The sequence below is a fragment of the Calditrichota bacterium genome (assembly GCA_013112635.1).
Lineage (GTDB): Bacteria > Calditrichota > Calditrichia > Calditrichales > J004 > JABFGF01.
On record JABFGF010000003.1, the window covers coordinates 313781 to 339747 of the forward strand.

24 protein-coding genes are annotated in these 25967 nt (G+C 37.3%); 5 read left to right on the plus strand and 19 right to left on the minus strand.

What is annotated here, in order from left to right; genetic code table 11:
- Window positions 1-86 precede the first annotated feature (86 nt).
- Together HND50_10575 and pgeF are read left to right on the plus strand one after the other, a co-directional pair.
- Window positions 87-1934, plus strand: a complete 1848-nt coding sequence (locus HND50_10575) for an ABC transporter substrate-binding protein (protein ID NOG45670.1) — start codon at window positions 87-89, stop codon at window positions 1932-1934.
- 4 nt (window positions 1935-1938) lie between these two features.
- Window positions 1939-2676 (plus strand): peptidoglycan editing factor PgeF, encoded by a 738-nt coding sequence (pgeF, locus tag HND50_10580; GenBank protein ID NOG45671.1) that lies wholly within the window; start codon window positions 1939-1941, stop codon window positions 2674-2676.
- 65 nt (window positions 2677-2741) lie between these two features.
- On the opposite strand, the gene HND50_10585 is transcribed toward pgeF, so the two are convergent.
- The 19 genes from HND50_10585 to HND50_10675 form a co-directional block, all read right to left on the minus strand.
- Window positions 2742-4886 carry a CHASE2 domain-containing protein gene (locus HND50_10585; GenBank protein NOG45672.1) on the minus strand — a complete coding sequence of 715 codons (2145 nt, stop codon included), beginning with the start codon at window positions 4884-4886 and terminating at the stop codon, window positions 2742-2744.
- 131 nt (window positions 4887-5017) lie between these two features.
- Window positions 5018-7489, minus strand: a complete 2472-nt coding sequence (locus HND50_10590; protein NOG45673.1) for a hypothetical protein — start codon at window positions 7487-7489, stop codon at window positions 5018-5020.
- 29 nt (window positions 7490-7518) lie between these two features.
- The gene (locus tag HND50_10595) at window positions 7519-8190 is read right to left on the minus strand and encodes a FecR domain-containing protein (GenBank protein NOG45674.1); all 672 of its coding nucleotides are present in this window, start codon (window positions 8188-8190) and stop codon (window positions 7519-7521) included.
- A 9-nt stretch (window positions 8191-8199) separates the two neighbouring features.
- Complete coding sequence (locus tag HND50_10600) at window positions 8200-9333, minus strand: hypothetical protein (protein ID NOG45675.1); 1134 nt, start codon at window positions 9331-9333, stop codon at window positions 8200-8202.
- 300 nt (window positions 9334-9633) lie between these two features.
- Complete coding sequence (locus HND50_10605) at window positions 9634-10173, minus strand: CDP-alcohol phosphatidyltransferase family protein (protein NOG45676.1); 540 nt, start codon at window positions 10171-10173, stop codon at window positions 9634-9636.
- Window positions 10164-11807: a signal peptide peptidase SppA gene (gene sppA / locus HND50_10610; protein ID NOG45677.1), complete on the minus strand. Its 1644-nt coding sequence runs from the start codon at window positions 11805-11807 to the stop codon at window positions 10164-10166. Before sppA ends, HND50_10605 begins: the two co-directional genes overlap by 10 nt.
- 164 nt (window positions 11808-11971) lie before the next feature.
- Window positions 11972-13285 carry a NupC/NupG family nucleoside CNT transporter gene (locus HND50_10615; protein ID NOG45678.1) on the minus strand — a complete coding sequence of 438 codons (1314 nt, stop codon included), beginning with the start codon at window positions 13283-13285 and terminating at the stop codon, window positions 11972-11974.
- A complete protein-coding gene (locus tag HND50_10620; protein ID NOG45679.1) occupies window positions 13282-13857 on the minus strand; it encodes a thymidine kinase in 576 nt (191 codons plus the stop codon). Before HND50_10620 ends, HND50_10615 begins: the two co-directional genes overlap by 4 nt.
- A 27-nt stretch (window positions 13858-13884) precedes the next feature.
- Window positions 13885-14508, minus strand: a complete 624-nt coding sequence (gene udk, locus HND50_10625; GenBank protein NOG45680.1) for a uridine kinase — start codon at window positions 14506-14508, stop codon at window positions 13885-13887.
- Window positions 14505-14894, minus strand: coding sequence for a cytidine deaminase (gene cdd, locus HND50_10630; protein NOG45681.1), 390 nt, complete (start codon window positions 14892-14894; stop codon window positions 14505-14507). The genes udk and cdd overlap by 4 nt, the downstream gene beginning before the upstream one ends.
- A gap of 29 nt (window positions 14895-14923) precedes the next feature.
- Entirely contained in the window at window positions 14924-15364 is a 441-nt protein-coding gene (locus HND50_10635) for a single-stranded DNA-binding protein (GenBank protein NOG45682.1), read from the minus strand.
- A 116-nt stretch (window positions 15365-15480) separates the two neighbouring features.
- The gene (locus tag HND50_10640; GenBank protein ID NOG45683.1) at window positions 15481-15657 is read right to left on the minus strand and encodes a hypothetical protein; all 177 of its coding nucleotides are present in this window, start codon (window positions 15655-15657) and stop codon (window positions 15481-15483) included.
- Between the two features lie 20 nt (window positions 15658-15677).
- On the minus strand, window positions 15678-15887 hold the full coding sequence (locus HND50_10645) for a hypothetical protein (protein ID NOG45684.1): 210 nt from the start codon (window positions 15885-15887) through the stop codon (window positions 15678-15680).
- Between the two features lie 215 nt (window positions 15888-16102).
- The gene (gene prfA / locus HND50_10650; GenBank protein ID NOG45685.1) at window positions 16103-17170 is read right to left on the minus strand and encodes a peptide chain release factor 1; all 1068 of its coding nucleotides are present in this window, start codon (window positions 17168-17170) and stop codon (window positions 16103-16105) included.
- Window positions 17171-17286: 116 nt separating this feature from the next.
- Complete coding sequence (locus HND50_10655) at window positions 17287-17532, minus strand: type B 50S ribosomal protein L31 (protein ID NOG45686.1); 246 nt, start codon at window positions 17530-17532, stop codon at window positions 17287-17289.
- Between the two features lie 65 nt (window positions 17533-17597).
- Entirely contained in the window at window positions 17598-18848 is a 1251-nt protein-coding gene (gene rho, locus HND50_10660; protein NOG45687.1) for a transcription termination factor Rho, read from the minus strand.
- A 146-nt stretch (window positions 18849-18994) separates the two neighbouring features.
- Entirely contained in the window at window positions 18995-20260 is a 1266-nt protein-coding gene (locus HND50_10665; GenBank protein ID NOG45688.1) for a bifunctional folylpolyglutamate synthase/dihydrofolate synthase, read from the minus strand.
- 128 nt (window positions 20261-20388) lie between these two features.
- Window positions 20389-20805 (minus strand): hypothetical protein, encoded by a 417-nt coding sequence (locus tag HND50_10670; protein ID NOG45689.1) that lies wholly within the window; start codon window positions 20803-20805, stop codon window positions 20389-20391.
- A 6-nt stretch (window positions 20806-20811) separates the two neighbouring features.
- Window positions 20812-21591 (minus strand): isoprenyl transferase, encoded by a 780-nt coding sequence (locus HND50_10675; protein ID NOG45690.1) that lies wholly within the window; start codon window positions 21589-21591, stop codon window positions 20812-20814.
- Between the two features lie 338 nt (window positions 21592-21929).
- Here HND50_10675 and lepA point away from each other — a divergent pair, with 338 nt between their 5' ends.
- From lepA to hemW, 3 genes are all read left to right on the plus strand, one after another.
- Entirely contained in the window at window positions 21930-23738 is a 1809-nt protein-coding gene (gene lepA / locus HND50_10680) for an elongation factor 4 (GenBank protein NOG45691.1), read from the plus strand.
- Between the two features lie 190 nt (window positions 23739-23928).
- Window positions 23929-24660 (plus strand): signal peptidase I, encoded by a 732-nt coding sequence (lepB, locus tag HND50_10685; GenBank protein NOG45692.1) that lies wholly within the window; start codon window positions 23929-23931, stop codon window positions 24658-24660.
- A gap of 102 nt (window positions 24661-24762) precedes the next feature.
- The gene (gene hemW, locus HND50_10690; GenBank protein ID NOG45693.1) at window positions 24763-25959 is read left to right on the plus strand and encodes a radical SAM family heme chaperone HemW; all 1197 of its coding nucleotides are present in this window, start codon (window positions 24763-24765) and stop codon (window positions 25957-25959) included.
- Window positions 25960-25967: the final 8 nt, after the last annotated feature.

The window sequence follows — 25967 nt, forward strand, 5'->3', positions numbered from 1 at the left end:
ATTCAAATTTAATCTTGGCATTGATTGAAAAACTTAAGTAAACTTGCCTAATTCACATCTACATAAAGACTTTTAATGAGGATTACATGAATAACTGGAAATTCTTTTTTCTTACTATTTTCCTTGTCTCTAATCTATTTGCTCAAAATGCCTCAACGCGTGAATGGACAATTTTTCAAAAAGGCGTTTCGGAGTACCAGAAAGGCAATTACGATAAAGCCCGCCAAAGCTTTAGCCTGATGATTAATAAACTTCCTAATAGTGCTTTGACAACTGCAAATTATTTGATGCTTGCTAAAACGAATTACAAATCGGGGGATTTTGAAGTTGCCTTGCAACAATGTGAAGAATTTAAAAAACGATTTCCTCAGAGCAAATATGTTGATGATATTCGTTATTTGATGGCTAACAGCTATTATCGTCAGGAGAGAATCGAAACCGCCGTAACGACATGGTTGAAAGCTGGTTTTAGTACAAGCAATCCTGTTTTACGCGAAAAAGTTTTAAGCCTTGCAGATGACGTGATTCGCTATAAAATGAATCGCCTAAGCGTAACAGCATTAAGTCAGCAATACCTCGGTTCACCAATAAACGAAGCATTTAAATTTCATTTGGCTGATGACAGCCACAGAACTGGCAACATCAGTTTTGCTAAAGAGGGATTGGTCGACTTACTTAATATTGCAAAAACAGATTATTACAGAAATAAGAGTCAGGAGCTGCTGGATCAAATTGAGGGTAAAGCTTCAAATGAAATTCACATAGCCGCTCTGCTACCGTTAAGTGGAAATAACGAAAAAGTTGGCAAAGCCCTTTTGAATGGATTCAATCTCGCAGTTAAAGAATTTAATAACGGCACATCTTCAAATAAAGTTGTAATAGATGAGTTTGACTATGCTTCAAACCTGTTGAATGCCCTTGAGCAGATAAAAAAAATCAGTAATGACCGGCAGCATACTTTTGTTTTTGGTCCGGTTGAAAATGATATAGTTGCAGCCGTTGCAGCAATTGCTGATTATGAAGGGATTACTATTGTCAGCCCAACAGCATCATCTGATCAAATAAAAAATGTTTCTGAAAACTGTATTAACCTTGCGCCAACAGTAAAAACAATGGCCGGCGTAATACAATCGTATGCTTATGATTCGTTAAAAATAAATCGCTTGGCGACATTTGCTCCGATTGACGACTATTTTTTAAACATGACCGAAGAGTTTGTCACTTTGTATCAGGAAAAAGGCGGCGTTGTGGCAACCCAGGAATGGTATTATCCTGGTGATCAAAATTATAAAAAACAATTTCGTAAGCTGAAAAGAGTCGGTCTTCGGTTGGCATTTAAAGACTCTCTTGTTTTAGATAATCCGGAAATCTCGGATAAATCTGTTGATTCATCATACGTCATTTATATGAAAGAGCAGCGGGAATTATTAAAAGAAACCAAAACTAAAATTGATTCGGCAGATATCCCTGTAACAACATTTGATGGTATGTTTGTACCGGTTTTTGAAGACGATATCAATTTTATTGCTTCGCAATTTGCCTTCTCAAATTTTCAAACTCAGTTATTAGGGAATTCAGATTGGTATAATAAAGATGCTTTGAAAAAAAATAGAAATTACGTAAACGGAATAGTTTTCGTTGCTGACGGATATCTTAATGAAGAGGGCTGGGATTACAGGCAATTTAGAAATAATTTTCGGAATACTTATCATGAAACGCCGGAAAAATTTGAACTAATTGCTTACGATAGTTTTAAGTTTCTTTCAAATACATTTGGAAAAACCAAGGTAAGCCGCAGCAATTTTCTGGAAAAAGTTGTACAGCTAAAACCGTATCAAGGCATTTACCGCAGTTTTGATATTGACCGGAGCCGGTCAAATAAATCGGTTAGAATTTTAAAATACATTTATGGTCAGGTAATTCCTGTAAAATAGTTTTATGATTAATGCCACTCAATTTTCATTATTTGATAATCAGCCGATTATTCATGCAAACTCTACCAGAGCAGGTGGCATGAGCGAGGGTACTTTTTCTTCTCTGAACCTTGGATTGAATACAAATGATAACCTTGAAAAAGTAAAACAAAATCGTACAATATTTTTCAATCATTTTAATTTAAATCAGAACAACCTGGTTTTTCCAGGACAGATTCATTCAGACCAAGTCAAAATTGTTGATCAACCGGGGATTGTTAGTGATTGTGATGCTTTAATTACATCAACTCCGGGACTTACTTTAACAATCCAGACAGCTGATTGCTTTCCATTATTTATTTATGACCCAATAAAACATATTTGTGCAATTGTTCATTCCGGCTGGCGTGGCAGTGCAAAAAATATTGCCTCTAAAACAATTCTTAAAATGCAGGAAAATTTTAATTCTAAAAGCAAAAATTTACTTATCGCCATTGGGGCGGGAATCCAGCAAAAAAACTACCAGGTTGATACGGCAACCGCATCTAATTTCTCTAAAAAATTCCTAATTGCAGATGGTGAAAACCATTATAAGCTAAGTGTTCAAGACGTGATTCTAAATCAGCTTTTAGAAATGGGCGTTTATGAGGAAAATATAGAAGCAGACAAAACCTGTACTTTTGAAGCTATTGAAAAATATTATTCTTTTCGCAGGGATGGAGCAAAGAGCGGGAGAATGATGGGTTTTATCGGTTTAAGATAAGAGTAAACAAGCGGGTTAAAGTAGAGACAGGTTATTGTTCTGCCTCTACTGAAATATATATGACACTATTTTGTGGTCATTGTAAAAACGCCATCCCAATCTTCCCCGGGATCATTAAATTTAAATTCAATACTACGTTTTCTATAAAGCTTTGATGGCGAATCTTCAGGGTTCAAATTCAGGCAAAAATCAAAGAAGTCGATAGCTTCATTCCATTTACGCTCACGATACGCCTGTACACCACGTTGATATACTGAAAGTAGTTCAATCTGTTTACTGTCCAGCGGTTTTGTCCGCTCACCGATTAACTCAAAAACTTCAACAGGTTTGTTTTTACCTTTTACACGAATCAAATCCAAAGGCCGTGTATAAAAATCATTTTTGACAAAATCGTTTGTAAATTCACTAATCATTATAAAGGTATCATAAACTTTATTGGCGCCTTCCAAACGGGCACCAAGGTTAACTGAATCACCCATAACGGTGTAGTCAAAAACAGTCTGGCTGCCCATGTTTCCAACAATTACGTTTCCGGTATTTATACCGATCCGCGCTTCCAATTCCGGGCGGCCTTCTGCTTTCCATTTTTTACGCATTTCGATCAGTTTTTCCTGCATTAAGAGAGCGGTCCGGCAGGCACAATGCGGATGATCTTCATAAGGAACCGGCATACCAAATTCGGCCATAATTGCATCGCCTTCATATTTATCGATAATGCCGTTATTTTCCAGAACTATATTGGTCATAGCCGTCAGGTATTCATTTAGCAGCACTACAAGTTCATGTGGAGTCAGTTTTTCTGACACAGTTGTAAATCCGGCCACATCAGAAAACATTACCGTTACAACTCTTTCTTCTCCGCCTAATTGTAATTTATCAGGATTGTTCATTAGTTCCTGCACTACTTTTTCCGGTACATAATGTGCAAAGGCTCCACGGAGAACTTTCTTTTCTTGCTGTGTTTGCAAATAGTGGTACAAAGTATGGCCAACATAAGAAAATGCTATAACTAAAACCGGGTTTACTATTTCCAGCACTAAATTGTTTTCAGTGAACAGGTAAATCGAGAAGAGAACAAACCCAATAATAAAAATGATAGTTGCAATGGAGGACCATAATGTTGGCAGAAAACGTGTTATTAAATAAGTAATAATAACAAGGATCAACATAATAACCAGGATTGTTGTCTGGGGAAGCTGATGTAGAAAATTTTTGTCCAGTACAGTTTGAATAGCGTTTGCGTGTAACTCAACACCCGGCATTTCGATTGGGTTTGCGTTGCCGGCGCTGTCTTTTACAGTTAAAAAAGGTGTTGGGAAATTATCATGGAGCTCAAACATGGTAGCACCGATCAGTACAATTTTATCTTTTAAATCACCGGAGTATTTCAAACCCGGGGGAATTCCAAAATCAACATCGCCAGGATCAGAAAAACTATCCATATCAAAATCTTCATGTAGATCAAAATCTTCATCATCTACAATTTCGTCAAAGGAGTAATCCTGAAAAGAGTAAGCCGGTCCATGAAAATTTATTAGCATACCGCTATCAGAAAATTTTGGAATATTCAAAGTATCAAATGCGAAATATTCCTGTTCCGATCCGATTATTAAGGAGTCTGAATTTCCATAGTAATGTTTTAAAACAAGCGCCGCAAAAGAAGCATAGATGGAGTCGTTATAGCTATCAGCAAAACGATATTTTCTGTAGAAGCCATCAATATCAGATTCAACAGCCACCAAGCCCCATGGTGCTTTTCTAAATTTGTGATATGGAGGGAATTCGGTTACGTCCCCAATTGTAGAACGCAACATTTTTCCAACCAACACAACATTTTCATACTTTTCCAATGCGCGCGCAAGCTCATCATCGCTCTCAGCACTGTCCGGTTGGGCCTTGTCCAGCATAACATCAATTCCAATTACCTTTGCACCGGCTTCATTCAGGTTTTGAATAATTGAGGCATAATATGCCCTTGGCCATGGCCAGCGATGCCTCAAAGTGCCATCAGACTGATCATCAATTTTTACAATTACGATTGGGCTTTCCTCAATATCCAATGGTCCCCGAATATCAAAACGCATATCAACAAGTTTTAGCTCTAAAGAGTTGATCGTATTTGTAAAGCTGAGCATGTAGGCCAGCAAAATTGCGCCTAAACTAATTCCAATAACAATCCAAAATGAGGTTTTTTCCTGAGATTGTGCCATGATGTAAACTCACTGTTTTTGTAAGTTGAGGGGTATTAAAAATAGCCAAATCGTCATGCTGAACTTGATTCAGCATCCAAAAAAATTAGGATTTCGAAACAAGTTCGGAATGACGATTGTGCTTTGTAGTATTAAAAAGTAACGTCGTACCGCGTGCTCAAGATCATATCTTTATAATCGATTGTTTCTCCTGTAGTGATGCTAATTCTGTCACCAAAATCAATATAATCAAAGCGTAAAGAAAAGTTACCATATGTAAAAGAATTTAAGTATAAACCGGCGGTATAGTTTATTCTGTTATATTCACTGGCTGAATTACCATTATCAACCTGGCTTAAAGCAAAATTGAAAAAGGGTCTCATATCCATATCGGCAGCAACTTTTTTGAATTTATATTCAAGGTTTGCATAATATCGGGAAATATTATTCTCTGTTGTAATACTTGTTTTCTCTCCAATCAAAGAAGTAGTTTGAGAAAAGCCGATTCTGCTTGTAAATGGAATTGCAAATTGATTTTTAATTGAAAGACTTAACACTTTGAAGTCAGAGTTTGTAGATGTTGTCCCTGTTGTACTATCAGTTAACTGAATTTCGCGGGTTATATTATCATCTCTAACAATATTTGAAACACTAACAGTTGCTGTATTTTTTACACTTCCTGTGTGAAAGGAGTAATTTGAAGAAACGCTGACCCGTTGAGTAGAGTTATCCTCAGCATTTACTGCTACATCCTCTGCATCTGCATCGTTTTTTCTTGATTGGTTTCCATATGATAATGTTATGCTTGGTAGTGACTGCATGGGGAAATAGGAAAGGGATACTCCAAGGTCGCTGTTATCCGTTTCCGCATCTTCTTGTGAAAGGTTATCTTTATAAGAATTAAAATAAAGATTTAAAAAGACCTGGTTATTTGCGAGACGAATATTGTCATTAATAAACAAGCCTCTAATTCCACGCAAAAGGTACGGATTTCCTGGAGTAACATAATCAGATTCGATATTTTTAAAACTAAATTTAAAATGATTATTAAAATAGTTTAAATACGTATCAAATTGCATAGCTAACGCAGGAAATGGGGCTAAACCTTGAGAAATAGTTAAGAATCCTGTTGACTCAAGTAAGTTAACAAATGGTTCTACCTGATCTTTTTGACTTTTAGAAAAATCCAATTGTTCAGCCAAACTATCAAAATCTACTTTACTTGAAGCATCTTTATTTGCAATACTTGCCTGAAAACTTCCTGCAAAGCGGATACGATTATTGTCAAAATTCAAGCGAAGTGTTGTACCTAAAACCAATGATTCTGTTGGGTTTGCGCTAACTTTGACTGTTGTATCACCCAGTGTTGCCCGTGTAAAAAGTTTTGTATTCTTTATCGAGTTAGGATCTTCTTTACCGTTTATCAAATTGAGACCCCAACTTACATGCTTACCAAAATTAAATACAGGACGTACAGCCAGAAACGTTTCTTTAAATGTTCCAAAATTAGCTGTTATATTATCGCCGGTTTCATCTGGAATAATTTTTCCTTCTACGGCACTTGCTGTTTGGCCTGTGGAAACATCCAAATCAAACCAGGGACTGTTTAACCCAATTCCAAAACCAAGAATACGACGGTTCCAGAAAGTCAGCTGGTCATAATCACCGGTTAAATCCCCACCTTTTAAATAGAGACGTGTTCGTGGGCTAAAATTATAAGCAACAAGGGCACCAAAGCGGTTTGGACTTTGACTGCTGTAACCATCCGTAGAGCTTCCTGTGGCTTTAAGCCGGAAATCCCATTCGTTATAGTTTGCATCCCAATTAACACCGCCACGGAAATAATTGTTAGATTCATCAGATATGTTTTGATAGCGGTTATCAAGATATACATTTGTTTTTTGCTTAAAGCCATCTTCTTCTGTACCACCGCTCGTTATTCTATAATTCCATTCCTGTTTATTGAGCAGATTACCACTGGAATCGAAAATTTTAAATTCAGCATTGTGACTCCCGGTACGCATTGTCTTTGGAACAAGGGTATACAGATTCGCATCTTGCTGAAGTTGACTGGTTACGTCAATCCCATCGATGAGCAAACGGGTTCTGGCATGATCAACATCTGCATTTTGGTTTGGAATTGAGACAGCAATTAAAAACTCATCCTGTGGAACTATTTCTCCTTCTTCCGGGCTGAGAACTATTACCTCTTCCTGGTTCTGAAAGACACTTGTAAAATTGGATGCAACCAGCTCAAAGCTTAGTGGATTTTGCTGAGGCGAGAATTGAGGATAAGTAATCACTTCACCTGCCAATGTTTGCATGGCAAAATAATAATCTATTTTCCCTGCAGGCAATTTATTAGTCGCTACTTCTGAGAACAGCGTATAACCTTGTTCTTTAAGCGGCTGTGACTGGAAATCCGATGCGCCTTTAGCGCGATAAAAAAGACGTCCCTCATAAAAATCTGCATCACTGGAAATCAGGTTTAATTCAAAATGGGCTTTTTCCCCTTGAACAACAGGATCCAATTCCGTGTGTATAACAGTTGCAGTAAGTGCAAAACCAAATTGTATTGCAAATAAACAAATCACGATACTAAATAAATAGCGTTTGCTCATCATAAACTCCTGGAGATTGTTAATTCTGAGTATTATTTTGCTTTAAATTTTAAAACCTTTTTATTGCCGGATTCATCTTCAAACTCAAACTCAAAATCATCTGGGACATCATCATCGCCATCAGATGGTTTTTCTCCGGCTTTAGTTTTTCTTACGACAGGTTTACTGTTTTTTGATGTAACTGAACCTGTTTCACCGGCTTTTAGTAATGCAGATCCGGCATCGTTTGTTAACTCAACAACTCCTTCTTCACCAAAATAAGTTGTACCACCCTTAAATTTTTGGAGAGTCCAGAAAGCGGTTCCTTTTACAGACGCCACCGAAGTTGGTGTTGTTACTCTAAAAGAGCTTTTTTGCTTGGTAATTCTGGAAAATATTGAACCAACTTCAACAAATATATTTTTTGTAACAGAGCTTTTTTCTTTTTTTGTATTGATTGTTAGGGTTGAGTTTGGCCTAACACGAACAAGGCTGTTGTCATCAATAAATTTCAATGCCATCCGGCCTTTTTTACCTGTTGTGATTTTATCACCATCAGTTAATCGGGTGCCGCGTTTTGCTTTTAACGATTTTCCTGTTTTTGCATTTTTAATGGTTATGTCGCCTTTGGCTTTTATAACAATCGCAGATGGATCGGCTGCAATAAGGGAGCCTGCAAACAATATCACCATCAATAGCGGAAGAATTCTTTTTAAGTTTTTCATCGATGTCTCCTAATTGCTGCTTCTAATAGTTAAATCATAAATCTCTTTTTCCTGATTGCGATACTTCTCGATATATTGATATAATTCTTGTGTTGATATTGTTGATCCGTTTACGCGGATGGTTGAAAGACCGTAACCATCAAGCTGCCGGATAATGGTATCAGCATTATTACCCAATAATTGCTTTAGTAACTGCTCAAGCTCTTGCTTTGCCATGTTTTGCATGCCAAGGGCCTGGGATGGATCAACAAGAGTAAATTCCCATGGTTCACTGTTTAGTGCATTTTCTCCCGAAGAAGTATTTATAAATGAGCGTACCAGCCAAACATAGGTTTTACCAAATTCCAATGGCAGTGCATTAAAGTCAGGATATTGTACAGAGAGTGTTGATATTCTTTCTGATTCCCAAATTGGTTGGGAATTTAAAATATCTTCAACAGTAGAAAATTCACTTTGTTTTTTAAATACTAGAACTTGGTATTCACCACTATTTCCATTCCATTGAAGGATAGGTTGCTCGGAATAAATATCATATGTAAAGCCAGAGTTTAATAAGACACCTGGTGTGATCAGATTAATTAATGTAGGGTTGGTCACAATTATTTGGATATTGGCAGTAACTGCAGTCACAGCAGTATGAGTACTTGTTTCCTGCGTCTTAGGATCTGTATACGTATACTGCATCGAGCTTTTCAAAGTATATAATCCAACCGGAATTTGGCTAGTTGCAACAATTTCGTCTTGAAGATCGGAGGCATTTGGATCTAAATTACTGTCATTAACTCCAATTGTAGTTTCAATATCACGGTTCGAAATGGCCCATCTAGTTTGGTTCGAGGGTATTTGGAATCCATTTGTTAAAATTGTTGCCAAAGTTTGATTATTGTTCTGGACAAGTTCGATGTTAATAAACATTACATTTACTTCACCAACTCTTTTATTAATCTCAATTTCAAATAAATCTTCAACTGCACCGACATTGAGGAAATCAAAATCAGCTACAAATATGGATCGGTAATCAGCAATCCCTCTGTCATTTAACTGGAGAACAACAGGGACTGATGTTGTGTCTTGGGAAAATGAGTGTGTAGATAAAAAGACAATTCCCAAGATAAAAAATTTTACAATCTTAAAATGATTCATGTTACATCTCCTATTTTTATTTACTTAGAGAGAGAATCGTATTATTCTGTGGTTTATTAAATGACACCCATCACACAGCAAGTAAAATGTGATATCGGTCGATTATACGTTTATGTATATTAGAAATCAATTATTAATGTGATCCTGATGACAATCTATAATAAAGAAGTTGAAGATAAGAACTAACAAATATAAATGTTGTCAGTGTCTCTGATTAATCGTACCATCGTATCGGAATAAATCGCAATTACACGAGATATTAAATTTGTTTTTTGGCTTATATATTGCAAAAACTTCCTGTCATGTTTTTTTATCGAATGAGGCAATAAAGACTTTAACATACATTACACCGGAAACTATTATAGCCGCAATCGCCAAATAAATAGTATATTCAAAAAATAATTTCCATCCTGCCATAAAACTAATAATTGCCACAGCAATTAAAGTGACGCTAATCTTACCTGGCCAATTAGATGATGTGATTAACTTGTTTTTATCATAAATAAGTAAAGCCCCAATAACGATAAAAACATCCCGAATAACGATAAAAAGAGTTAACCACAGTGGAAATCCTTGATAGTAATTAAGCGCAATTACAAGGGCACCGATATGAATCTTATCAGCGATCGGATCCAGGATTTTCCCTAAATCACTAACTTGGTTTAATTTTCGCGCAAAAAAACCATCGGCCCAATCCGTAAAACCACCTACAAACGAGAGTGCAATAAGCCATCCATTTTCATTAATTGCTATTAAATAAACTGCAGGAGCAGCTAAAATAATCCTGAGAAATGAAAGAGAGTTGGATAAATTAAAATCTTTTTTTGTGATTAATTCCATGTAATTAAAAATGGCATTAACGCCAATGGCTGGTTTTGAAATCTTGTTAAAAGAGTTGTTTCTGTTTGCTGTAAAATCGAATTAAATGAAGTATTCATTGATACCATGCTATACAATTCTGTAAAAAAATCTTTTTCTTTTGGATAGTAGCTCAAACGTACAGATTCTTCTTCGTCAATTTGTGCCATTTTTTTAGCTAAATCAATTGCATCATAAAATGATCCGGTTGAATCTATCAACCCGTTTTGGTATCCCTGAATTCCGCTCCAAACCCGGCCCTGTGACAGAGCATCAGTCTGGTCATAAGTAAGACCTCGGCTATCAGCAACTTTTGTTACAAAATCTTTATAAAAATCTTCGATGAGGCTTTGCATTACTTTTCTTTCAGAATTACTCCAAAGAGAATTTGTCGAAAACAACCCGGCATTTTTACCTCGATGTAGTCGTTCATAGCCAAGCCCGACTTTTTTATACAAACCTTCAGTACTAAATTTTCCGGCATAAATGCCAATTGATCCTATTAAACTCATTGGGCTGTTTAAAATTGTATCAGCTGCCATGGCAATATAATAACCTCCGGAAGCGCCATAATCTGAAATCGATGCAACTACTGCTTTCTTTTCACTGGCTTCTTTGACCGCTTTCCATATTATATTTGCGGCGATTGCTGATCCTCCGGGACTATCAATCCTTAGGATTATTGCTTTTGTATAACTGGATTTTGCCGCAGATCTGATATTTTGGGAGATTGTGTTTGCTCCGGCAAGTTTACCTAAAATAGGATCATCAACATCGTTGCCACTGGAAATAGTCCCTGAGATGTGAATAACTGCAATTCTTGATTTAGTTCTCAACCCGAGGGAACTAACCGGGATAGAGCTATAGGTTTGGCCACTTATCTTTGCAGGGGGAGAGTTATAATAATCTAATATTTGTACAATCTCATTTTTAAACGAAGTTCCATCAACCAGACCATTAGCTAAAGCGCTCTTTCCTGTAAAGCCGGTTTGGTTATTGATCAAATCTCTAACTTTGTCCTCAGACAGGTTTCTTCTTTCTGCGATATTGGTAATAATAAAACTATAAAATTGATCCAAGATATCATTAAGTACTAAGCTTTGTGCAGGAGAAATTTTGTCACGGGTATATTGATCCGGTGCATTTTTAAATTGGCCGACATGTACAAAATCAGCTTGAATTCCAACTTTATCGAAGAAACCTTTATAGAACGTAAGCTCACTACCAACACCGGTAATAAAAAGATTACTATTCTCTGGCATAAAAACAGAATCGCAGGCAATGGCCACCAGGTATTCTCGGGTCATTGCAAATTCCAGGTAGGCATATATTTTTTTACCACTTTCCCGGTAAGTATCAATAAGTTTTTGTAATTCTTCTACTTTTGCATACCCGGTCTGCAGAAACCCAAGATTTAAAATAACTCCGTTTATTCTATCATCAACGGCGGCTTTTTCCAGGTTATCTCGTATTTTTTTTAGATCAAGTCTGCTGCTGCCTGTAAACTCTTCTAAAGAGCTTGGCGCTACATATTCAGGAATACTGCCACCGATACTCATGTGCAGATATGAGTTGTCTTCAATAATAGGTTCAGAATCAGATAATATCCCGATCATTAAAAACAGAAAGAGAAAAAGGATTAAAAAACCGGATAATAAAACGAGTAAATATTTTAGAAAAGACTTCATAGAATGTTAATTGTATTTTTCGCATTAGTCCGCTAAATATCCTGGACTAATGCGAATTAAATGAGTTTATTTTCGAGAGTATTTAAATGGAATTATAATGACGTTAATACACCGGCGATAGTTGCAGTCATCATTGTTGCAATTGAACCACCTAATATTGCTTTCATTCCAAGCATTGCAATGTCAGATTTTCTCTTTGGTGCAATTCCGCCAATTCCACCAATTTGAATGGCGATGGATGAGAAGTTAGCAAAACCGCATAAAGCATAAGTAGAAATAATAACGGCCTTGTCACTTAGAACTCCTGCCGGAATCTGTGATAGTTGTAAATAAGCAACAAATTCATTTAAGGTTACTTTAACACCAATTAATGAGCCGACTTTTATTGCATCTTCCCAGGGAACACCAATTATCCAGGCTATGGGGCTTAAAACATAACCTAAAATTATTTCAAGAGTTATTGGTTCTCCAGCCGCTGTTGTTATTCCAAACAAGTCGGTAATTATACTGGATAAACCATAGTTGATCATCGCGATTAGGGCGATAAAGGCTAATAACATACCAGCAACATTTAATGCAAGGCTTAAACCATCAGCTGCTCCGGTGGCAGCAGATTCAATAACATTTGATGCATTTTTTTCAACTTCAATTTTTACCTCGCCCATAGTTTTTGATTCTTCACGCTCTGGGACAAGAATTTTAGCAATGATAATAGTTGCCGGTGCGGCCATAATACTTGCTGAAAGCAAATGTTTGGCATAGAAAAGTTGAAGAGCAGGGTCTGATCCGCCAAGTAGACCAACATAAGCGGCTAACACACCACCTGCGATTGTGGCCATTCCACCAACCATCATTGTAAACAGTTCTGATTTTGTCATGGGATCTATGTAGGGTCTGACAACCAACGGGGCTTCTGTTTGTCCAATAAATACGTTGGCTGCAACAGAAATTGATTCAGCACCACTGATTTTCAGAAGTTTAGCCATTACCCAAGCCATTGCCTGAACAATTTTTTGCATAATCCCAAGGTGGTACAAAACAGACATTAGCGAAGAAAAGAAAATAATTGTTGGAAGTACCTGGAAAGCAAAAAGAAAACCATTACCCATGTTTTGCATACTTTCAGGGAAAACTTTATCAAAAATTTCCTGGTTCGCCAATGGACCGAAAATAAACGCAGAGCCTTCGTTGGTAAAAGAAATTATTTTTACAAAAATTTGCCCAATGAAATCAAAAACATCCGATCCCCAACTAGTCTTTATTACAAAAAACGCAAATACAATTTGCATTCCTAAACCGATTGCTGCCTGAACCCAGTTAATAGATTTTTTATTGTTGGAAAACGCAAAGGCGATGGCAATAAGTACTGCAAGTCCGGTAAATCCAAATGCGATATCAGCAATCATTTTTTCTCCTTATGATTGGTTGGTGGCTCGTAACAATTTCTGCAACGGGCTTCATAAAACTCTCCGGCACCAACAACAACCTTGTCTTTTTGATTTGAGGTTCTTTGTGTATGGTTTGCAGGGTTGCCACAAATAACACAAATGGCATGTGTTTTGGTAATATACTCTGCAATAGCCAATAGATCAGGTATAGGCTCAAATGGAACACCGCGATAGTCCTGATCTAAGCCGGCAATAATAACTCTTTTACCCATATTGGCTAAAGTCTGGCATACTTTGATCAATGATCTATCAAAAAATTGCGCCTCATCAATTCCAACAACTTGAGATTCCAAAGCCAATGATAATATTTGTTTCGGTTTTGAAATCGAATGAGATGGGATTTTTTGCATATCGTGCGAAACAATTTCAATCTCGCTATAGCGTTTATCTATTTGCGGTTTAAATAATTCAATTTTCTGGCGGGCAATCATCGCCCTGCGCATCCTGCGAATAAGCTCTTCGGTTTTTCCGCTGAACATACTTCCGCAAATTACTTCAATCCAGCCGGTGTGCTGTTTTAAAACATTCATTAAGCTGTTTAAATTCCTTTTTGTGTTTTATTTAGCGTTTATGAGGTCTTTTATTTTGGTTGTAAGAATGTCAATAGCTACAAAATTTTTACCACCCCGCGGGATAATAAGATCAGCATGACGTTTGGAAGGCTCTATAAATTGAAAATACATAGGCCGGACTGTTTCCATATATTGCTTAATTATTGAAGGAACATCTCTGCCACGTTCAGATATATCTCTTTCCAATCGGCGTATAAAACAAATATCAGGCATTGTGTCAACAAAAACCATAATATCCATGATATTCCTTAACGATGGTTCATTTAAAATTAATATTCCTTCAAGAATTATAACACGGTGTGGGTCGACTGTTTTTGTCTCAGATAATCTGCTATGAGTTTTATAGTCGTATATCGGGTGTGATATACTGTTTCCTTTTAATAGCTCGCTTAAATGGTAAGATAGTAGTTGATGATCAAATGCATCAGGATGATCAAAATTCTTTCCGGTTCTTTCATCGAAGGGGATGTTTGTAAGATCTTTATAATAGGAGTCTTCTTGGATCATCGTTACTTTTGATGACCCAAATTGATCCATAATTGTATTTGCGATAAGGGTTTTTCCGGAACCAGATGCCCCGGAAATGCCGATTAATATACCTTTTTTCATTTTCTATTTAGTTGGGATTCTTCAAATGCAACAGGAAGTAAGTCTTTAATTTTATATGTTTTATATTTTTTCCCGTCGGTTAAAATAACATCCAAGTCTTCGGCGTAATCGTATAGTAATTGCCTGCATGCACCGCATGGCGAACAAAACTCTGCTTTTTCTGCAAAAATAGCAATTGATGAAAACTTTGTTTTTCCATCTGATAACGCTTTGACCAATGCAACACGCTCAGCACAAATAGTTAGGCTATAAGAACTGCTTTCAATATTACATCCGGTAAATATTTGTTGATCTTCGGTAAGTAGAGCAGCGCCTACACGAAAATTGGAATATTTTGCCTGAGAATGTTTAACTGCTAATTTTGAGCTTTCAATTAATTCAGATATTTGTTTATTCACTTTAACCTATGGCTTTGTTAAAAGGGCAGATCATCTTCTTCTTCCGCGGCGGGTTCTGGCGGAGGAGCAGGTTTTTTCGATTCTTGAGGAGCTGACCCTCCAGATGGTGGTGAATAACTTTCATCTCCTTTTGCCCCAATCATTTGTAGATCGGAAACAACAATCTCAGTTTTATATTTTTTTTGACCTTGCTGATCTTCCCAGCTACTAGTTTGCAGACGACCTTCAATGTATAATTGCTTCCCTTTTTTTAGGTATTCTCCGGCAATTTCTGCCGTTTTTCCAAAAGCAATCAGGTTGTGCCATTCAGTTTTATCAACCCATTCTCCATCTTGTTTTTGGCTGTGATTTGTAGCCATTGAAAAACTTGCTATTGCTGTTCCACTTGGAGCATAGCGCATTTCAGGATCTTTTCCTAATCGTCCTAACAAAATAACTTTATTCACACCACGTGCCATAGGTCACTCCTTTTGGTTAGGTTGGGGGTAAAAAAAACCCCGGATTTAATAATCCGAGGCTTTAAAATTACACAATTTTCGAAAAAATACAAATTGAATATTTTAGAAATACAAGCTTAATTGTTGTCACCTTTATCTTTTTTTACAGGTGGTCCTGGAGGAGGGATTGGGCAAATTGATGCGTATGTATTATTTGCATTTTGGTTTACGTTAGTTGCTGCAGTATTAACAACTGCCATCGCAATTGCAAATGTAAAAATCATCGCTACGATCAAGCTGGCTATCTTCTTCATAATAATTCTCCTAAAAATGATTATTTTGGTTGTTTTATGGTATTATTATTTTTTTGATTTATTTTATGCGAATCGGGGATTTTATATTCTTTCGCATGGCTGGTTTTTTTGTACAAATGAGGATAATTGGTTTCAGCGTACGAGCGCACTACACCAATAAAAGAAATCAACTGAAGCAATGTAAAAAAAATCAATACAACAACAAGTAGTGACTTAATTTGCCGTACCACTGCTATACTCCTCAGGTTACCTGAGTCCGTTCAGATACGAAATTTCCTGAAAAAAAAGATAAGAATATTTGATTAGTTAGGTGAGAAGAAATATACAACGGATATCTTTAAATGCAATATGCAAAATGCATAAAATTTAACTTTTTTAAAGATTTTATTTGGTGGCTATTTTAAATGAAGGAAAAGGTACTGTAGTGTGCATTTTTTTTACAAGATTACTGAACTTGTTTCAAGCGTTCATTTTTGTCTGCCAAACTCAATCCTTCAATTAGTTCGTCAATATCTCCTTCAATCACACGGTCTAATTTATAAAGAGTTAGGTTTATTCTGTGGTCGGTTACACGTCCCTGAGGAAAATTGTATGTTCTGATTTTAGCACTTCGGTCACCACTGCCTACCATAGATTTCCTTTGTTCAGCAACAGCATTATGTTGTTCTGAGAGCGCAATATCCAATAAACGAGTTCTTAAAACTTTTAGGGCTTTATTCTTGTTTTTTAATTGTGATTTTTCATCCTGGCAACTTACAACTAACCCAGTTGGGATATGCGTAATTCGTACTGCAGAGTCTGTAGTGTTAACGCTTTGCCCTCCAGGACCGCTAGACCTGTATACATCAATACGCAGTTCATTGGGATCAATTTCTACATCTACTTCCTCGGCTTCAGGTAAAACCACAACAGAAACAGCAGATGTATGTACCCTCCCCTGAGTTTCTGTATCCGGAACACGTTGAACCCGATGAACCCCGCTTTCAAATTTTAAGGCACCATACGCATTTTCTCCTTCGATGGAAAAAATAACTTCCTTAAATCCTCCGCGTTCAGAAACATTTGAACTCATTGGGTCGGTTTTAAATCCATTTGTTTCACAAAATTTGCTATAGAGCCTGTATAAATCTCCGGCAAAAATAGCAGCTTCGTCACCACCGGCACCAGCCCTTATTTCCATGATTGCATTTTTGTGATCATCCGGATGTTTAGGGATTAATAAAATTTTCAGATCATCTTCATATTTTTGTATTTCTTCTTTTAGCTCATCCTGCTCCAGGCTGGCAAGTTCAACCAGTTCTTCGTCATCATTGGCATCAATTATTTCCTGGTTTCCAGAAAAGTTGTTTAACGCTGAAAGATAAGGTGTACCTTTTTCCATAATTTTTGACAGATCACTATGTTCTCTTGAAAGATCGCGGAATTTTCTTTGATCTGAATGAACAGCAGGATCGGAAAGTTGATCATTCAGATCGTTCAAGCGATCTTCAATATTTTTTATTTTATCTTTCATAATTATAACTTTTTTTGAGGCCTGTATTAAATAGGTGTGTATAAAAATCTAAAAGTTTATATAAAAAAAAACGGAATGATAGAACTATCACTCCGTTAAAACTAAAAAAATCAATGCTATTTGCGATTGTATTTTTTCATAAATTTTTCAACCCGTCCTGCAGTATCTACAAGTTTTTGCTTTCCTGTAAAAAATGGATGAGAAGCACTCGAAAGTTCAACTTTTATCAATGGATATTCATTTCCATCTTCCCATTTTACAGTTTCATTTGAGGTCGCAGTTGAGCGGGTTAAAAAAGAAAAATCTGCAGATGTGTCGCTATAAACTACATAGCGGTAATCCGGGTGTATACCCTTTTTCATTTATTCCTCCAAAGTAACAAAGTCGCCAAATATAATAAGTATTAAAGGAAAGTTCAAGACTTTATTTACGAACTCATGGATCGTAGAAAATCTTTGTTGTCTTTTGTCTCCCGCATTTTATCCAACAAGAATTCCATTCCTTCAACAATATTCATCTCGTTAAGAAGCTTGCGCAATATCCAGATTCTTGAAAGTTCTTCTTTTGTAAGTAGTAATTCTTCTTTACGAGTACCGGATTTGTTAATGTCAATAGAAGGAAAGATACGTCTGTCGGAAAGACGCCTATCCAGAACAAGTTCCATATTACCTGTTCCTTTAAACTCTTCAAAAATAACTTCATCCATTCTTGAGCCTGTATCGATTAGAGCGGTTGCAATAATTGTAAGACTGCCGCCTTCTTCAATATTACGGGCTGATCCAAAGAAACGCTTTGGCTTCTGCAGTGCATTTGAATCTACACCACCGGAAAGTATTTTCCCACTATGAGGAACAACTGTATTGTGTGCCCTGGCAAGACGTGTAATACTATCCAAAAGGATGACAACATCTTTATTGTACTCAACAAGTCTTTTCGCTTTTTCCAGAACCATGTCAGCAACCTGAACATGTCGTTCAGCAGGCTCATCAAATGTGGAACTGACCACTTCCGCATCTACGGAGCGCTCCATGTCGGTTACTTCCTCTGGACGCTCATCGATAAGCAGAACCATCAGTTCAACTTCCGGTTGGTTTTTGGTAATGGCATTAGCAATTTTTTGAAGCAGAATTGTTTTACCTGTTCTTGGCTGTGCTACAATTAACCCACGCTGGCCTTTGCCAATTGGATCGAGCAAGTTCATGATGCGCATGGAATAATCGTTGCGGATAGTTTCAAGCTCAAGTCTTTCTTCAGGATAAAGTGGCGTAAGTGTATCAAAAAATTTACGTTCCCGAGCACGCTCCGGGCTTTCAAAATTTACTGCTTCAACCCTTAGCAGGGCGAAAAAACGCTCATTGTCTTTTGGCGGTCGAATTTGTCCGGTAACGGTATCGCCGGTTCTTAGACCAAATCTTTTTATCTGGGAAGGCGAGATATAAATATCATCCGGCCCGGGTAAATAACTATAGTTTTGTGACCGCAGGAATCCATAACCATCGGGTAAAATTTCCAAAACACCCTTTGAAAAGATTAAGCCCTCCTGTGCGGTTTGTTCTTCCAGAATGCGGAAAATGAGTTCTTGTTTTTTTAAACCGGAAAAACTGGAAACATTCAGCTTTTGGGCAATCTCCGTAAGTTCGGTGATTTTTTTATCTTTTAAAGATTCAATGTCTAACATGGGTTGGGCCTTTCGGATTTGAAAATTGTGTATTTCTTTGAGATGTGTTTTAAAATATTTCTAAATTTTTATTTATAAGCTCAGAGGATTTGTAACGGGATATGATTTAAGAAAGCGCATAAATTTAGTTTACTAAAATAACTAAGTCAACTTTTAATCAATGAACCAACCAAATAATGGCTCCCAAGCGCAATCAGCGTGTCATCCGCATTTAAGTCTTTTTTACACGTTTCGTAAGCAGTGCGCAAATCTTTAATAAATTTTACCTTTTGATGTTTCTCCCCAATTAAGCGGGTCAATAATTCTCCATCTTGTTTTCGAACGGTTTCAGGTTCAGTCACAACAATCTTTCTAAAATTTCCACTTAGGTAGTGGCAAATTGATTTTGCGTCCTTATCATTTACAATTCCTAAAAGTAAATCAGTTGTATGTGGATTAATAATTTTTAAAAGTGAATCCAGTGTTGTTTTGATGCCATCAAAATTATGGCTAACATCTAAAATAATTGTTGGCTTTGTCTGGATAACCTGAAGTCTGCCGGGCCAGCTAATTTTTGTTAATCGTGATTTGATTTTCTGTGAATTAAAGTTTAAATGTTTTGATTGGCAATACTTCTTCACCACCAAAAAGGCCAGGGCAATATTTTCAACCTGGTATGTTGCTGGTGTTGGTATTTTCAAAGACTGGCTTTCATTCGCCCCCAAATCATTCAGTCTAAATGTTATATTTGTCAAACTTCGTTCAACAATTTCGGCCTGAATATAATCATTCAAAAACAGCACTTTATTTGATTTATCTGCCTTCGATAAAAAAAGTTGATTCACTTTTTCATCCTGTTTGGCAACAAAAATGGTGCTTCCCTTTTTTATAATGCCGGCTTTTTCTGAGGCGATTGAAAGTAGATCATTTCCCAATTGTTTTTGATGGTCAAATCCAACAGGTGTCAAAACTACGCTTTGCGGCTGCAAAATATTTGTGGAGTCAAGCCGTCCTCCAAGCCCGGTTTCAATGACAGCAACATCAATATTTTCATCAGAAAAATATTTGAAGGCCAACAAGGTTGTTGTATCAAAAAAAGTTGCTTTTAAATTATGGACGAGTTTCTTTGTTTGCTGCCAGAAATCAATTATGTAGTCTTCACTAATTAAATCATCATTTATTCTAATCCGCTCACGGAAATCTTTGAGATGCGGACTTGTTGAAAGCCCTACTTTTAATCCAAGAGCCTGCAGCATTTGAGCAATATAAAATGCGGTTGATCCTTTGCCGTTTGTCCCGGCAATATGGATACTTGGAAATTTTTTCTGTGGATTGTTAAAATGATTCGCCAGGGTTGTGATATTGTCTAGCCCAAGTTTTATGGCATATTTTTGCAGATCGAAAAGTTCTATTGTGGTTTGTTTATAATTCATAAAGGAAAGTTAGAATTCTTGATTGTCATTCAGAGCAAAACGAAGTGCTGCGAAGAATCCTAATGTTTCAAGTAATAATTGAACTATGAGGCGATCCTTCACATGCGTTCAGGATGACAGTTTATTTACTAAATTATTTTTCCGAGGATAAATCCAATCACTATGCCGACTAGTAAAACAACGGTTAAAATCCGGTAGTTGACCACATCTTTGCTGTAGCCTTTTTTTATTGCCACGATAGAAACAAAATAACCCAGTGCATTAATCAGCCAAAAAAGAGGCAATGCCAGCACTTTGGCAATAATAGGTCCAACCAGCGGTACCAATCCGATAATATTTATTAAACCAATAAAGGCCTGTGAAATAATACCAAAAATGACTACAGATCCGCCAATTACGGATTTATCAACATTAAAGTGAATGGCGACTATTACAAAAGTTACGAGTAAAACCCAGGCAACAATTGTTTTCCAGAAAGCCTGAAAAAAGAGCTTGAACGAAAGCGTATAATGTTTTAATTGCTCAAGATTGTTTGTATTGGGCATAAGGTTTTATGCAGGGGCAATGTTGGACTGTACCTGGTCACCGGTTTGGCCAAAACGCCGTTCCCGTTCAAGAAAATTCCAAACAGCATCGATAAGGTCGGGTTTGCCGAACTCCGGCCAGGGCGTTTGCGTTACATAAATTTCTGAATATGCTATCTGCCATAATAAAAAATTACTGATCCGGTTTTCACCACCGGTGCGGATAATCAAATCAGGGTCGGGTTGGCCTTTTGTATCCAGCTCTTTGGAAATGATCATGTCATTTATATCATCCGGCTGTAGGTCACCCTTTTTTACATGCTGAGCCAGTTTTCTGAAGGCATCAATCAATTCCTGGCGGCCTCCATAGCTAAGCGCAACATTTAAAATAAGTCCTGTGTTTCTTTTTGTTTTCTGGATGGCGGACAACATTGTTTTTTGTGCTTTGGTCGGCAATTTGTTTAAATGACCAATGGTTCGGATTTGCACATTCTGGCTAACAAGACGTTTTACTTTTTTATTAAGCGTGGCAACCAAAAGCTGCATCAGGGCTGTTACTTCCCATTGTGGTCGTTTCCAGTTTTCTTCTGAAAATGTATAAATTGTAAGATTATTAACACCCATTTCTGCGCAGCCCTCTACAACGGCTTCAACAGAATCGACACCTTTGTTATGCCCGGCGATACGCGGCAATCCCTGGGATTTTGCCCAGCGGCCATTGCCATCCATAATAATGCCGATGTGTTTTGGTATTTCTGTATGGGTTTTAATTAATTCGAGTTTTTGCTTGTGGTTTAATATGTCCATTTTGTCTGGTCTGTTTTAAGCGTTACGTCTGGAAATTAAACAAGTGTAACTGTAATAGTTGTTATTAGTTCTAAATTTGAATTCTGTTAAAATACAAATAAATGAATGAAATCGCGATAATTTAAATCCTTCTCGCTTAAAGTCAAGCAAAAAGAATCGGCCTGATAAGTAGGTTTCTTAAATATAGGGTCAAATTGAGTAGAGGAGTAACCGTGTAGTTTTGTTAATTAGTTATAATTATTATGTTTCTGTTTACTAAATTTCATTTTCTTTTGTTTGATTTTGTAAAGGGCTTTCCTTAATTTCAACGGCTTCAATTAAAAGAACAATAGGAAACGATGTACCTCGATTTTATCCGCAACTTTTGCATTATTGCCCATATCGATCATGGCAAATCTACCCTTGCAGACCGTCTTTTGGAAGAGACCAAAACAATCTCCCAGCGTGACTTAAAAGCCCAGGTTTTGGATGATATGGATCTGGAACGTGAGCGAGGCATTACTATTAAATCGCACGCTATCCGCATGAATTACAAGGCCAAGGATAAAAACGATTACATTTTTAACCTGATCGATACGCCGGGCCATGTGGATTTTAGCTATGAGGTTTCGCGTAGTCTGGCTGCCTGCGAAGGAGCACTTTTGGTTGTTGATGCCGCGCAGGGTGTTGAGGCACAGACCATCAGTAATCTTTATTTGGCAATTGAAAATGATCTGACCATTATTCCTGTTCTCAATAAAGTTGACCTGCCCAGCGCTGAAATTGAAAATGTAACACATCAGATTATTGAACTGATTGGCTGTGATGAAAATGAAATAATCCATGCCAGCGCTAAAGCCGGGATTGGCATTGAAGAAATCCTGGAAAGCGTAATTGAAAAAATACCTGCCCCAAAAGGCGATCCGGATGAAAAACTGCAGGCCTTACTTTTTGATTCGCTTTTTGACAGTTACCGTGGGGCAATTGCTTTTGTACGCGTTTTCAACGGCACCATAAAAAAGAATGATCTAATAAAATTTTTCAGCACACGGCAGGAACACACGGCTGATGAAATAGGGATTTTACGCTTGACCCGCGAACCTGTAAAAGAACTAAAAGCAGGTGAGGTTGGCTATCTCATAACAGGCGTCAAAGACGTTCGTGAAACAAAAGTGGGCGATACACTGACCCATGTCCGTAATCCTGCCAGTGAGGCATTGGCCGGTTATAAAGAAGTAAAACCGATGGTCTATTCCGGGATTTACCCAATCATGAGTGAGGATTTTGAAGGCCTGCGTGATGCGCTCGATAAGCTGGCTTTAAATGATTCAGCTTTGGTTTATGTACCGGAATCATCAAAGGCACTTGGTTTTGGTTTCCGTTGCGGCTTTCTTGGATTGCTTCATATGGAAATTGTGCAGGAACGGCTGGAGCGTGAATACAATCTTTCCATTATTAACACTGTGCCCAATGTTGTTTATAAGGTTTACAAATCCAATGGCGAGACAATTGAACTTGATAACCCGACCGAGCTGCCCAATCCCGGTGAAATTGATTATATCGAAGAACCTTTTATCCGTGCTCAAATTATTACGCCGCCGGAATTCATCGGAAATATTATGCGACTGGGGACTGAGAAAAGGGCAGAGTTTATAAATACTTCTTACCTGGATACAAATCGTGCGGATATGGCTTTTCGTTTTCCGCTCTCGGAAGTGATTTTTGAGTTTTATGATAAATTAAAATCATATACAAAAGGCTACGCATCACTGGATTATGAAATGGACGGCTATCAACAATCGTCATTGATAAAGCTTGATATCCTGATTAACGGCGAACCACTCGATGCGCTTTCTACAATTGTACACCGCGATAAGGCCTATGACTGGGGACGCAAACTGACCCGCAGTTTAAGGAAACTTATCCCGCGCCAAATGTTTGAAGTAGCTATCCAGGCTGCGATTGGACAGAAGGTAATTGCCCGCGATACGGTTCGCGCTTTACGCAAAAATGTAACAGCAAAATGCTATGGCGGTGACATCTCCCGTAAGCGAAAATTGCTTGAGAAACAAAAGGAAGGCAAGAAGCGTATGAAGCAGGTCGGCAGGGTTGAAATTCCGCAGGAAGCCTTTTTGGCTGTGCTTGCCATGGACAGTGATCAAGACTAAAAATCAAGATAAAAGATAAAAGATGAAAGAAATAAGATAATACGTAATGTGTGGAGCGAAAGGCGTAACGAGAGCCCCTCGATAAATCCGGATTTTCAACCAGGGCGAAATATCAATGGGATCAAATATACATCTATTCCACTCCCTCAATAATTCACTAATTCATTCATTCAAAAATTCTTATTAATTTATGTCTGAAAATAAAAATAAAAACAAAAATGGTAAGTCTTCAAAACAGCCAACAGAAAAATCGCAAAAGCGTTTTAAAGATTTTATGGAAGGCCTGTTTGTTGCGCTAATTGCTGCTTTGATTATCCGCCAGTTTATAGTACAGGCTTATACAATCCCAACCGGCTCGATGGAGAAAACGTTACTAAAAGGTGATTTTCTGCTGGTAAACAAATTTGTTTACGGCATGCAGACTCCGGATTGGATTGGAATTCCATGGACGCGAATGGGATACCATATTCCGTGGGATTATGTGTATCGTTTCCCAGGCATAAAAGACCCGGAACCTTACGATGTTTTTATCTTCAGATATCCAAAAGACACGTATACGGATTATATTAAAAGATGCGTGGCTGTACCAGGCCAAACAGTTCATATCGTAAACAAACAACTTTTCGTAGATAGCCTTGCTTTTCCTGTTCCACCAGGTTTATATAGTAGTGATCCACATAATCTAAAAGTTTTTAAAGATACTTTTCGAAATCTGGGTACACGTGATAATTATGGTCCAATCACACTACCCGAAAATTCATACTGGGCCATGGGCGATAACAGGGATAATAGCGCGGATAGTCGAGTTTGGGGTTTTGTACCGCGCGAGTATATTGTTGGGCAAGCCTTGATTATTTATTTTTCTGTTAAATGGGAATTTCCATTTGTGCGTGGCAGCAGGATTGGCTGGGTTATCCGGTAGGGTTTTCCTTCCACTTCTCATGATCATACTCATTCTCTTACTCAATTAACAATTCTGAGTATGTGTATGAGCAAGATGTAAGAGTATGAGGTTTTTTTCCTGATGAGAAATGTCACTAAAAATCCCGGTCTTTATATTCACATTCCTTTTTGCGATACGAAATGCGGCTATTGTGATTTTTATTCCATAACCAACCATTCTTCGCGCGATGAATTTTTACAAGCTCTCCTGATTGAAATCCGCAATCACAAAGATAACGATGATTTTAAACAAACTACTTTTGATACAATTTATCTGGGTGGAGGAACACCTTCACTTTTAACAGAAAATGAGCTGGAGGCAATTTTTCAGGAGCTGAACCATCATTTTAATTTTTCTGATAATTGTGAAATTACCCTTGAAGCAAATCCCGGGACTATAACAAAACAGAAATTCCAGTTTTATAAAACCATTGGTGTAAATCGCCTGAGCATCGGGATTCAAAGTTTTAAGGATAATGAATTAAAATTTCTAGGGCGTATTCATGATAGCGTCCAGGCAATTAAAACGGTTGAGCTGGCACAACAAACCGATTTTGATAATTTTAGTATCGATTTGATATTTGCACTACCAGGCCAAACACTCGATGACTGGATATTTAGCCTGAAACAGGGAATTGCTTTAAACAGCACTCATGTTTCTGCTTATAATTTAATTTTTGAAGAAGGCACGCCGTTTTACAATAAACTAATGCGCGGCCAAATTGTTGATAAATCTGAACAAGATCAGGAAAAATTTTACGCAGAAACAATGAACATCTTTGAAAAAACAGGATTTAAGCAATATGAAATTTCCAGTTATGCGAAGTCTGAAAGCTACTATTCCCGGCACAATTATAAATATTGGGACCACACAAACTATTTAAGTTTTGGACCATCGGCGCATTCTTATTGGGATAAAAAACGATGGAGTAATATCCGGTCTTTGTCAAGATATATTCAAAATTTAAAAAATGGAAAAAGTGTTGTAGATTTTAGTGAACAACTGGATAGGAATACCATAATTTTTGAAAAAATTATGCTTGGGTTGAGAACTTCAAAAGGCATAAACCTGTCCAGGTTTGAAAAAGATTTTGATGAAGTGTTCGTGGAGAAATATTCCTCCAAAGTTGAGAAATTGATAAACGCGGGGTTTGCTGAAATTGACCAGGATTATTTTAGATTGACCCGAAAGGGCATAATGATTTGTGATGAAATAATCGGTGAGTTTGCCGGGGCTTCGCAAACTCAACAAGCTCAGCCGAAGAAAAAAATTAAATAGGTGAAAAC

Coding starts and splice junctions, on each gene's coding strand:
- HND50_10600 (NOG45675.1), bottom strand. CDS start 9,333: ATGAATCATTTTAAGATTGTAAAATTTTTTATCTTGGGAATTGTCTTT.
- HND50_10620 (NOG45679.1), bottom strand. CDS start 13,857: ATGAATGTTTTAAAACAGCACACCGGCTGGATTGAAGTAATTTGCGGA.
- HND50_10575 (NOG45670.1), top strand. CDS start 87: ATGAATAACTGGAAATTCTTTTTTCTTACTATTTTCCTTGTCTCTAAT.
- hemW (NOG45693.1), top strand. CDS start 24,763: ATGAGAAATGTCACTAAAAATCCCGGTCTTTATATTCACATTCCTTTT.
- HND50_10590 (NOG45673.1), bottom strand. CDS start 7,489: ATGATGAGCAAACGCTATTTATTTAGTATCGTGATTTGTTTATTTGCA.
- lepA (NOG45691.1), top strand. CDS start 21,930: ATGTACCTCGATTTTATCCGCAACTTTTGCATTATTGCCCATATCGAT.
- HND50_10595 (NOG45674.1), bottom strand. CDS start 8,190: ATGAAAAACTTAAAAAGAATTCTTCCGCTATTGATGGTGATATTGTTT.
- udk (NOG45680.1), bottom strand. CDS start 14,508: ATGAAAAAAGGTATATTAATCGGCATTTCCGGGGCATCTGGTTCCGGA.
- HND50_10655 (NOG45686.1), bottom strand. CDS start 17,532: ATGAAAAAGGGTATACACCCGGATTACCGCTATGTAGTTTATAGCGAC.
- sppA (NOG45677.1), bottom strand. CDS start 11,807: ATGATCGGGATATTATCTGATTCTGAACCTATTATTGAAGACAACTCA.
- HND50_10615 (NOG45678.1), bottom strand. CDS start 13,285: ATGATTGCTGATATCGCATTTGGATTTACCGGACTTGCAGTACTTATT.
- HND50_10605 (NOG45676.1), bottom strand. CDS start 10,173: ATGGAATTAATCACAAAAAAAGATTTTAATTTATCCAACTCTCTTTCA.
- pgeF (NOG45671.1), top strand. CDS start 1,939: ATGATTAATGCCACTCAATTTTCATTATTTGATAATCAGCCGATTATT.
- HND50_10675 (NOG45690.1), bottom strand. CDS start 21,591: ATGGACATATTAAACCACAAGCAAAAACTCGAATTAATTAAAACCCAT.
- prfA (NOG45685.1), bottom strand. CDS start 17,170: ATGAAAGATAAAATAAAAAATATTGAAGATCGCTTGAACGATCTGAAT.
- HND50_10665 (NOG45688.1), bottom strand. CDS start 20,260: ATGAATTATAAACAAACCACAATAGAACTTTTCGATCTGCAAAAATAT.
- HND50_10585 (NOG45672.1), bottom strand. CDS start 4,886: ATGGCACAATCTCAGGAAAAAACCTCATTTTGGATTGTTATTGGAATT.
- lepB (NOG45692.1), top strand. CDS start 23,929: ATGTCTGAAAATAAAAATAAAAACAAAAATGGTAAGTCTTCAAAACAG.
- HND50_10670 (NOG45689.1), bottom strand. CDS start 20,805: ATGCCCAATACAAACAATCTTGAGCAATTAAAACATTATACGCTTTCG.
- HND50_10635 (NOG45682.1), bottom strand. CDS start 15,364: ATGGCACGTGGTGTGAATAAAGTTATTTTGTTAGGACGATTAGGAAAA.
- HND50_10640 (NOG45683.1), bottom strand. CDS start 15,657: ATGAAGAAGATAGCCAGCTTGATCGTAGCGATGATTTTTACATTTGCA.
- rho (NOG45687.1), bottom strand. CDS start 18,848: ATGTTAGACATTGAATCTTTAAAAGATAAAAAAATCACCGAACTTACG.